The organism is Streptomyces sp. NPDC026206 (assembly GCF_040638465.1).
GTDB lineage: Bacteria > Actinomycetota > Actinomycetes > Streptomycetales > Streptomycetaceae > Streptomyces.
The window spans coordinates 137,325-145,636 of record NZ_JBEZYL010000016.1; the positions used below are offsets into that span (position 1 = coordinate 137,325).

The 8,312-nt window shown below is 72.6% G+C and carries 5 protein-coding genes; 2 read left to right on the forward strand and 3 right to left on the reverse strand.

The features are described 5' to 3' along the window. Positions 1–14 precede the first annotated feature (14 nt). The gene (locus tag AB0F13_RS21940; RefSeq protein WP_362084766.1) at positions 15–2,375 is read right to left on the reverse strand and encodes a TIM-barrel domain-containing protein; all 2,361 of its coding nucleotides are present in this window, start codon (positions 2,373–2,375) and stop codon (positions 15–17) included. 206 nt (positions 2,376–2,581) lie between these two features. On the opposite strand from AB0F13_RS21940, the gene AB0F13_RS21945 reads away from it, so the two are divergent. Both AB0F13_RS21945 and AB0F13_RS21950 read left to right on the forward strand, forming a co-directional pair. Continuing rightward, a complete protein-coding gene (locus tag AB0F13_RS21945; protein WP_362084769.1) occupies positions 2,582–4,588 on the forward strand; it encodes an acetoacetate--CoA ligase in 2,007 nt (668 codons plus the stop codon). A 93-nt stretch (positions 4,589–4,681) separates the two neighbouring features. Then, a complete protein-coding gene (locus tag AB0F13_RS21950; protein WP_362084771.1) occupies positions 4,682–5,575 on the forward strand; it encodes a hypothetical protein in 894 nt (297 codons plus the stop codon). 81 nt (positions 5,576–5,656) lie between these two features. Here the strand turns inward: AB0F13_RS21950 and ptsP are convergent, their stop codons facing one another. Together ptsP and AB0F13_RS21960 are read right to left on the reverse strand one after the other, a co-directional pair. Then, the gene (gene ptsP, locus AB0F13_RS21955; RefSeq protein ID WP_362084774.1) at positions 5,657–7,327 is read right to left on the reverse strand and encodes a phosphoenolpyruvate--protein phosphotransferase; all 1,671 of its coding nucleotides are present in this window, start codon (positions 7,325–7,327) and stop codon (positions 5,657–5,659) included. Positions 7,328–7,426: 99 nt separating this feature from the next. Beyond that, on the reverse strand, positions 7,427–7,876 hold the full coding sequence (locus tag AB0F13_RS21960) for a PTS glucose transporter subunit IIA (protein ID WP_362084777.1): 450 nt from the start codon (positions 7,874–7,876) through the stop codon (positions 7,427–7,429). Between the last annotated feature and the right edge of the window lie 436 nt (positions 7,877–8,312).

Sequence of the window (8,312 nt, forward strand, 5' to 3'; positions counted from 1 at the left end):
GGGTGCGCGCCGCCTCAGCCGCGCACACGCACCGGATACCCCACCTCGGCCGCACCCTCCTGCTCCACCGTCACCACCCCGCCCCGCGACCGGGTCGTGAAGCGCACCACCTCCGGCCGCTCCCACCCCCCGCCCGCATCCGTGATCAGCACCCCGCCCCCCGTACGCCCCGCGGCCGGCGCCCACACCTGAAGCTCCACCGCCCCGCCCGCACCCGCCACCGGCACCACCGAACCCGCCCGCGCCAGCACCGGAATGCGCGAGAGCGGAGCATCCACCAGCACCTGCCCCGGCCCCTCGTGCGCCCGGCCCGTCGCCGTGTCGTACCACCGCCCGCGCGGCAGCCGCACCGCCCGCTGGTCCGCCCCCCGCTCCAGCACCGGGGCCACCAGCAGCGAATCCCCCAGCAGGAACTCGTCCTCGCAGTCACGCAACGCCCGGTCCTCCGGCGACCGCCACCACACCGGCCGCACATAGGGCGCCCCCGTCCGCTGCGCCAGGTGCGCCAGCGTCACGAAATACGGCAGCAGCCGCATCCGCTCCCGCAGCGCCGCCCCCGCGTGCTCCAGCACCTCCGCCCCGAACTCCCACGGCTCGCGCCGCCCCGCCGACATCGCGGCATGCGTACGGAACAGCGGCAGATACGCGCCCAGCTGGAACCACCGCAAATACAGCTCGGGCGAGGGGAACCCGGTGAACCCCCCGACGTCCGGCCCCGAATACGGCACCCCGCACAGCCCCACACCCAGCACCAGCGCCAGCGACGCCCGCAGCCCCGGCCAGCCCGTGGTCACGTCCCCCGACCACGTACCCCCGTAGCGCTGCATGCCCGCCCAGCCCGACCGCGAGAAGACGAACGGCCGTTCCTCCGGGCGCAGCGCGCACAGGCCCTCGTAGCCCGCCCGCGCCATCGTCAGCCCGTACACGTTGTGCGCCTCCCGGTGGTCACCACCGCGCCCCTCCAGCGCGTGCCGGGCCGAGCGCGGCAGCGTCGGGTCACCGAACGCCGCGAACGACACCGGCTCGTTCATGTCGTGCCACACCCCGGAAAAACCCTGCACCAGCCGCTCCGCGTACAGCCCGCCCCACCACTGGCGCACCTTCGGATCGGTGAAGTCGGGAAAGACCGACTCGCCCGGCCACACCTCCCCCCGCACCTCGTGCCCCCGGGCGTCCCGCACGAACGCGTCCGCCTCCCGCCCGCCGTCGTACACCTCCTCCCCCGGCTCGGCCTTCACCGCCGGGTCCACGATCGACACCAGCCGCACGCCCTCCCGGCGCAGGTCGGCCGCCATCCCCGGCAGATCGGGAAACCGCTCCCGGTCCACGGTGAACACCCGGTGCCCCCGGTAGTGATCGATGTCCAGGTGCACCGCGGACAGCGGCAGCCCCCGCTCCCGGTAACCGGTCACCACCCGCCGCACCTCGCGCTCACTGCCGAACCCCCACCGCGCGTGCTGGTACCCCAGCGCCCAGGCCGGCGGCAGCGCGGCCGCACCCGTCAGCGCCGCCCAGCCGTGCAGCACCCGCGCCGGAGTGCCCGCCATCACCCAGTAGCGCAGCGGACCACCCTCCATCCGCATCTCGCACCGCCCCGGCCGGTCATGCCCCGAACCGGCCCCCTCCTCGCCCTCCCACAACGTCACCCGGCCGTCCCAGGTGTTGTCGTGGAACACCAGATGCGTCCCCGCGTCCGCCACCACCAGCTGCACCGGCATCGTGATGTACAGCGGATCGTCCCCCGGCTCGAACGCACCTCCCGGATCGGTGTTCCACAACCGGTACGAACCGTCCCGCAGCCGCGGCCCCGCGGCACGCCCGCCCAGCCCGAAGAACCGGGCGTCCGCCGTCACCTCCGACCGCTGCACCCAGCGCGCCCCGGCCGCCGTCCGGGCCGCGGGCTCCCACCAGCGCGGCGGCAGATCACGGCGCAGCATCACCCCGCCCGGCGTCCGCACCTCCACCGCACCGTGCCGGGACACGACCACCAGCACCCGCTCCGACACCACCCGCCAGCCGCCGTCCGTGTCCGGCTCCAGCACCGCCCGCTCGTCCACCTCCGGCACCGGCCCCGCCAGCGCGTAGGACGGCTCCGGCCCGGCATCGTCCCAGCCGCAGAACACCGCGCCCCCCGCCGCCACCCGCACCCGCAACGACGACCGGGCGAACCGCACCACCCCGCCCCCGGGCCGCGGCTCCGCGCCCTCCGCCACCCCCGGCACCCGCGCCCGCTGCGCACCCGGCCGCGGCAGCCCCACCGCGTCCACGCGGTGCCGCCGCCACGCCGAACGCACGGACCGCAGGCCCTGCGCGCTCCCCACCGCCCTCAACGAGGCCATCCACTTCACCGTCCGCACAAGGTCACCCGCGTCCATGCCGCTCACCCTGCCACCGTCCCCGTCCGCCCCGCGTACCGTTCGACCGGCGTTCACCCCAGCAGGGCGTGCCCTTCAGACCGTGGTGTGACACCACCCCTGGTGCACGAGTCGATCACATGGCATCGTCCTGGTCAGCCGCGCGATGGGCCGACCCCGCCGTGTGCGCGGCGCCGCCCACGACGCGTACAGCCGGGAGCAGCCAGATGACCACCGCACCGCAGCCAGTCGACCCGCCGGAGCCCCTGTGGCGCCCCGGCGAGGACCGCATCGCCCGCGCGCAGGTCACCCGCTTCCACAGCCGGGCCGCCGAACGGCACGGGGCCCCCGCACCCGTCCCCGGCGACACCGTCGCGAGCTACACCGCCCTGCACCGCTGGTCGGTGGAGGAACCCGAGCCCTTCTGGCAGGCCCTCACCGAGTGGTGCGACGTCCGCTTCTCCAGCCCCTACGAGCGCGTACTCGCCGACCGCGCCATGCCCGGCGCCCGCTGGTTCCCCGGCGCCACCCTCAACTACGCCGAGCACGCCCTGCGCACCGCCGAGGACCCGGCCCGGGCCGCCGAGCCCGCCCTGCTGCACGTCGACGAGACCCACGAGCCGCGCCCCGTCAGCTGGGCCGAGCTCCGCGGCCGGGTCGGCGCCCTGGCCGCCGAGCTGCGCCGCCTCGGCGTACGCCCCGGCGACCGCGTCAGCGGCTACCTGCCCAACATCCCCCAGGCCGTCGTCGCCCTGCTCGCCACCGCCGCCGTCGGCGGCGTCTGGACCTCCTGCGCCCCCGACTTCGGCGCCCGCAGCGTCCTGGACCGCTTCCAGCAGGTCGAACCCGTCGTCCTGTTCGCCGTCGACGGCTACCACTACGGCGGCAAGCGGCACGAGCGCACCGACGTCGTCGCCGAGCTGCGCGCCGAACTGCCCACGGTCCGCGCCGTCGTCCACATCCCGCTGCTGGGCACCCCGGCGCCGGAAGGCGCGCTGGAGTGGGACGCTCTGACGGCGGGCGACACCGAGCCCGTCTTCGAACAGGTCCCCTTCGACCACCCCCTGTGGGTCCTCTACTCCTCCGGCACCACCGGCCTGCCCAAGGCCATCGTCCAGTCCCAGGGCGGCATCCTCGTCGAACACCTCAAGCAGCTCGCCCTCCACTGCGACCTCGGCCCCGGCGACCGCTTCTTCTGGTACACCTCCACCGGCTGGATGATGTGGAACTTCCTCGTCTCCGGCCTCCTGGTCGGTTCCACCGTCGTCCTGTACGACGGCAGCCCCGGCCACCCCGACACCGGCGCCCAGTGGCGCATCGCCGAACGCACCGGCGCCACCCTCTTCGGCACCTCCGCCGCCTACGTCATGGCCTGCCGCAAGGCCGGCGTCCGCCCCGGCCGCGACTTCGACCTCTCCCGCGTCCAGTGCGTCGCCACCACCGGCTCCCCCCTGCCGCCGGACGGCTTCCGGTGGATCCACGACGAGGTCGCCGAGAACATGTGGATCGCGTCGGTGAGCGGCGGCACGGACGTCTGCAGCTGCTTCGCCGGCGCCGTACCGACCCTGCCGGTGTACATCGGCGAGCTCCAGGCCCCCTGCCTCGGCACCGACCTCCAGGCCTGGGACGCCCAGGGCAAGCCCGTCGTCGACGAGGTCGGCGAACTCGTCGTCACCGCACCCATGCCGTCCATGCCGATCCACTTCTGGAACGACCCCGACGGCAGCCGCTACCGGGACAGCTACTTCGAGATGTTCCCGGGCGTCTGGCGGCACGGCGACTGGATCACCCTCACCTCCCGCGGCACCGTCGTCATCCACGGCCGCTCCGACTCCACCCTCAACCGCCAGGGCGTCCGCATGGGCTCCGCCGACATCTACGAAGCCGTCGAACGCCTCCCCGAGATCCGCGAATCCCTCGTCATCGGCGTCGAACAGCCCGACGGCGGCTACTGGATGCCCCTATTCGTCCACCTCGCACCGGGTGCCACCCTCGACGACGACCTCCTCGACCGCATCAAGCGCACCATTCGCGAGGAGCTCTCCCCGCGCCACGTCCCCGACGAGGTCATCGAGGTCCCCGCCGTCCCGCACACCCTCACCGGCAAGCGCATCGAGGTCCCCGTCAAGCGCCTGCTCCAAGGAACTCCGCTGGAGAAGGCAGTCAACCCCGGCTCCGTCGACAACGCCGGACTGCTGTCCTTCTACGAACGGCTGGCGCGCGAGCGGAACTGAGCGGGCGGCCAAGGTCCGGGCTGGTCACGGCCGTTGTCAGTGCCGTCCCTTACTCTCAGTGAGCATCGAATCACTCGCGCTGAGGGGGAGTTCATGGCGCACACCGACAACGGCCGGAAGCGACTGACCGCGCGACACAGGCTGCGCAGCGAAACACCGAGCACCGTGGCCGTCCTGGCCGACGAGAGAGACTTCGCCGCCATGCGGCGCTACGACAGCTTCCACTTCGACGACCACGTCACGTACCTGAAGGACGTCGACCGACTGCTGCGCGCCCTGGCCGCCCAGGGCACCTACACCAGCGTCACGCTCTTCGACCCCGTCGACTACGAGGAATACTGCACCGACCTGCACATCGACCCCGACACCGCCACCAGCCGCACCCGCTACACGGCCGAGGTCGCGGCCGCCGGCACCAAGGTCACCTACGAGGGCCAGCCCCTGGCCCGCCTGCTGCCCCGCCTCATCGATGAAGCGGAAGAGCAGGCCACCTGGGAGTACGCCTCGGCCCTGCTGGCCGGCGGGGGCGACTGCGCCTCGTGCGGCGAGGACATCGGCCGGGCGGCGTTCACCCGGGCATCGCAGACGCTGCGACGGATCGTCGAGGCCGTGGGGGAGGGCAGACACCACCTCGTCTGCAGCGTCCAGGCCGAAGGGGACACCCCGCTCGTCGCCGTCCTGCGCACCGAATGCCGCGAGGACGGACGACTGCACCTGGGAGAGGCAGCGGCCCTGGTCTTCTGCACGGTCCTGGCAGCCGGCATCGCCACGGACCTCCCGGGCGGCGTCGTCCTGCGCACCACGCTGCCCGGCCGGCCCGACACCGTTCGGGGCTGGGGACTCAAGGACGGCGGACTGCGGCCCCTGAGCGAGGCCGAGGTCTTCGCGGCCTACTGCACCGACGCGCAGACCGGCGACCCCGTACCCCCGGAGCACGGCGTCGAATACCACGCCGGCTTCACCCTCGCCACGGAGGAGGGCGACTGACGGGAAAAGGGGTGTCCCGCCGGCCGGCGGGACACCCCTTCTCACCTCACTTCACCAGCGCATCACGCGCGCCGCCCCGGCTCACTCGCCGGACAGCACCGCCTGCGCGGCCAGACGGGCCTCCTCGGCCGAGTCCGTGGCCCGAGCGGCAGCGGCCGCACGCTCGCACTGCGCGAGCGTGTGCTTGGCCAGCGTGGCACGGACATAGGGAATGGACGCCGCGCCCATGGACAGGCTCGTCACACCCAGACCGGTCAGCACACAGGCCAGCAGCGGGTCCGACGCGGCCTCACCGCACACGCCACAGCTCTTGCCCTCGGCCTTGGCGGCCTCGGCCGACAGGGCGATCAGGTCGAGCAGCGCCGGCTGCCACGGGTCCTGCAGACGCGAGACCGCACCGACCTGACGGTCGGCCGCGAAGGTGTACTGCGCCAGGTCGTTCGTGCCCAGCGACAGGAACTCGACCTCCTGCAGGATCGAGCGCGCACGCAGCGCGGCGGAGGGAATCTCCACCATCGCACCGAACTTCGCCCTCAGCCCGGCCTCACGGCACGCGTCCGCGAACGCCTTGGCATCGGTCCGGTCCGCCACCATCGGAGCCATGACCTCGAGGTAGACCGGCAGCCCTTCGGCCGCCTTCGCCAACGCGGTGAGCTGCGTGCGCAGCACCTCCGGGTGGTCCAGCAGCGTCCGCAGCCCCCGCACGCCCAGCGCCGGGTTGGGCTCATCGGCCGGCGTCAGGAAGTCCAGCGGCTTGTCCGCGCCCGCGTCCAGCACCCGCACGACCACACGGCCCTCGGGGAACGCCTCCAGCACCTTGCGGTACGCCTCGACCTGCTTGGCCTCCGACGGCGCCTTCGCGCTGTCGTCCAGGAAGAGGAACTCGGTACGGAACAGGCCCACGCCCTCCGCACCCGCCTCGACCGCGGCCGGCACGTCCGCCGGACCGCCGACGTTCGCCAGCAGCGGCACCTTGTGCCCGTCGGACGTGGCCCCCGGACCGGAGGACGCCGACAGCGCGGCCTTGCGCTCCTCCGCGGCCTTCGTCAGCTCCGCGCGCTTCTCCGGGCTCGGGTCGACGAAGATGTCGCCCGTGCTGCCGTCCACGGCCACCACCGTGCCCTCGGCAAGCTCCCCGGCTCCCGGCAGCGCCACAACGGCCGGCACCCCGAGCGCACGCGCCAGGATGGCGCTGTGGCTGGTCGGCCCGCCCTCCTCCGTCACGAAGCCCAGCACCAGCGTCGGGTCGAGCAGCGCCGTGTCGGCGGGCGCGAGGTCCCGGGCGATCAGCACGTAGGGCTCGTCGCTGTCCGGCACACCCGGCATCGGCACGCCCAGCAGGCGCGCGACGATGCGATTGCGCACGTCGTCGAGGTCGGCCACCCGGCCGGCCAGGTACTCGCCGGCGTTGGCCAGCAGCGCACGGTAGGCGGCGAAGGCGTCGTACACCGCGCGCTCGGCGGTGCTGCCGACGGTGATGCGCCGTTCGACGTCGGCCATCAGTTCGGGGTCCTGGGCCATCATGGCCTGGGCCTCGAGCACGTGCTGGGCCTCGCCACCGGCGAGGTTGCCCCGCGCGATGAGGTCGGCGGCGACAGCCTCCACAGCCTGGCGCGCACGCCCCTGCTCGCGCGGCGCCTCGTCCGCCGGGATCTGCTTGGCCGGCGGCTCCAGAACCGCCGTGCCCATGTGCCGCACCTCGCCGATCGCCACACCGTGGCTCACGCCGACGCCTCGCAGCGTTGTCTCCATTTCACCCGTCTCCGGTTGGATGCGGCGGTCACGTCCGCCGCGGTGGATGTCGTACGCGCCGTCCTTCGAAGACGGCTCAAGGTCACCGCAGGTGAAATGTCACTGCCAGGTGAAGAGGGTGTCGCCGGCCTTGAGGTCGCCGTCCTCACGGACGTCGGCCAGCGCGTCGGCCGTGGCCTCGAGCGCGACGATCGGGCAGACCGGCGACTTACCGGCCTCCTCGACGGCGACGGGGTCCCAGCGCACGATGTCCTGACCGCGCGTCACGGTGTCGCCCTTGTTGACGAGCAGCTCGAAGCCCTCGCCGTTGAGCTGGACGGTGTCGATGCCGAGGTGCGTCAGCACGCCGTGCCCCTCCGCATCGACGACGACGAACGCGTGCGGGTGCAGCGAGACGATGACACCGTCGATGGGCGAGACCGCGGTCGCGGGCTCGCGCACGGGGTCAATGGCGGTACCGGGTCCCACCATCGCGCCGGAGAAGACCGGATCGGGCACTGCCGCGAGTCCGATGGCGCGTCCGGCGATCGGGGACGTCACGGTGGTCATGGGAAGCCTCCCAGAGGTGAAGATTCATCACGCGCCGTCACTGCCTGTCCTGGACGGCGCACTGGTCGGAAGCCTAAGTCATAGGAACTAGGGATTCCGCACGAGCGTGCGCGCGCGGTCCATGTGTGCGGTGCGTAATCGATTTGCCTCGGGTGTGCGGGACATGTACTGTCGGACCCCTGCCCACGACCGAGGCCCGCAGTCAACTGCTGGCGAGACGAGGGCGGCACTCCACTGGATAAGATCCAATTCCCGGATCCGCTTCCGTATGTCTGCATGCATTTACATGCGGAAAACGAGCGGTAAGGGGGCCGGAAAACTCCTGATAGAGTGGTGCAACACGAAGGGAAGCGCCCGGAGGAAAGCCCGAGAGGGTGAGTACAAAGGAAGCGTCCGTTCCTTGAGAACTCAACAGCGTGCCAAAAGTCAACGCCAG

Bases quoted from the DNA above. Each gene is read 5' to 3' on its own strand.
- ptsP (WP_362084774.1), bottom strand. From the start codon at position 7,327: ATGGAGACAACGCTGCGAGGCGTCGGCGTGAGCCACGGTGTGGCGATC.
- AB0F13_RS21960 (WP_362084777.1), bottom strand. From the start codon at position 7,876: ATGACCACCGTGACGTCCCCGATCGCCGGACGCGCCATCGGACTCGCG.
- AB0F13_RS21950 (WP_362084771.1), top strand. From the start codon at position 4,682: ATGGCGCACACCGACAACGGCCGGAAGCGACTGACCGCGCGACACAGG.
- AB0F13_RS21945 (WP_362084769.1), top strand. From the start codon at position 2,582: ATGACCACCGCACCGCAGCCAGTCGACCCGCCGGAGCCCCTGTGGCGC.
- AB0F13_RS21940 (WP_362084766.1), bottom strand. From the start codon at position 2,375: ATGGACGCGGGTGACCTTGTGCGGACGGTGAAGTGGATGGCCTCGTTG.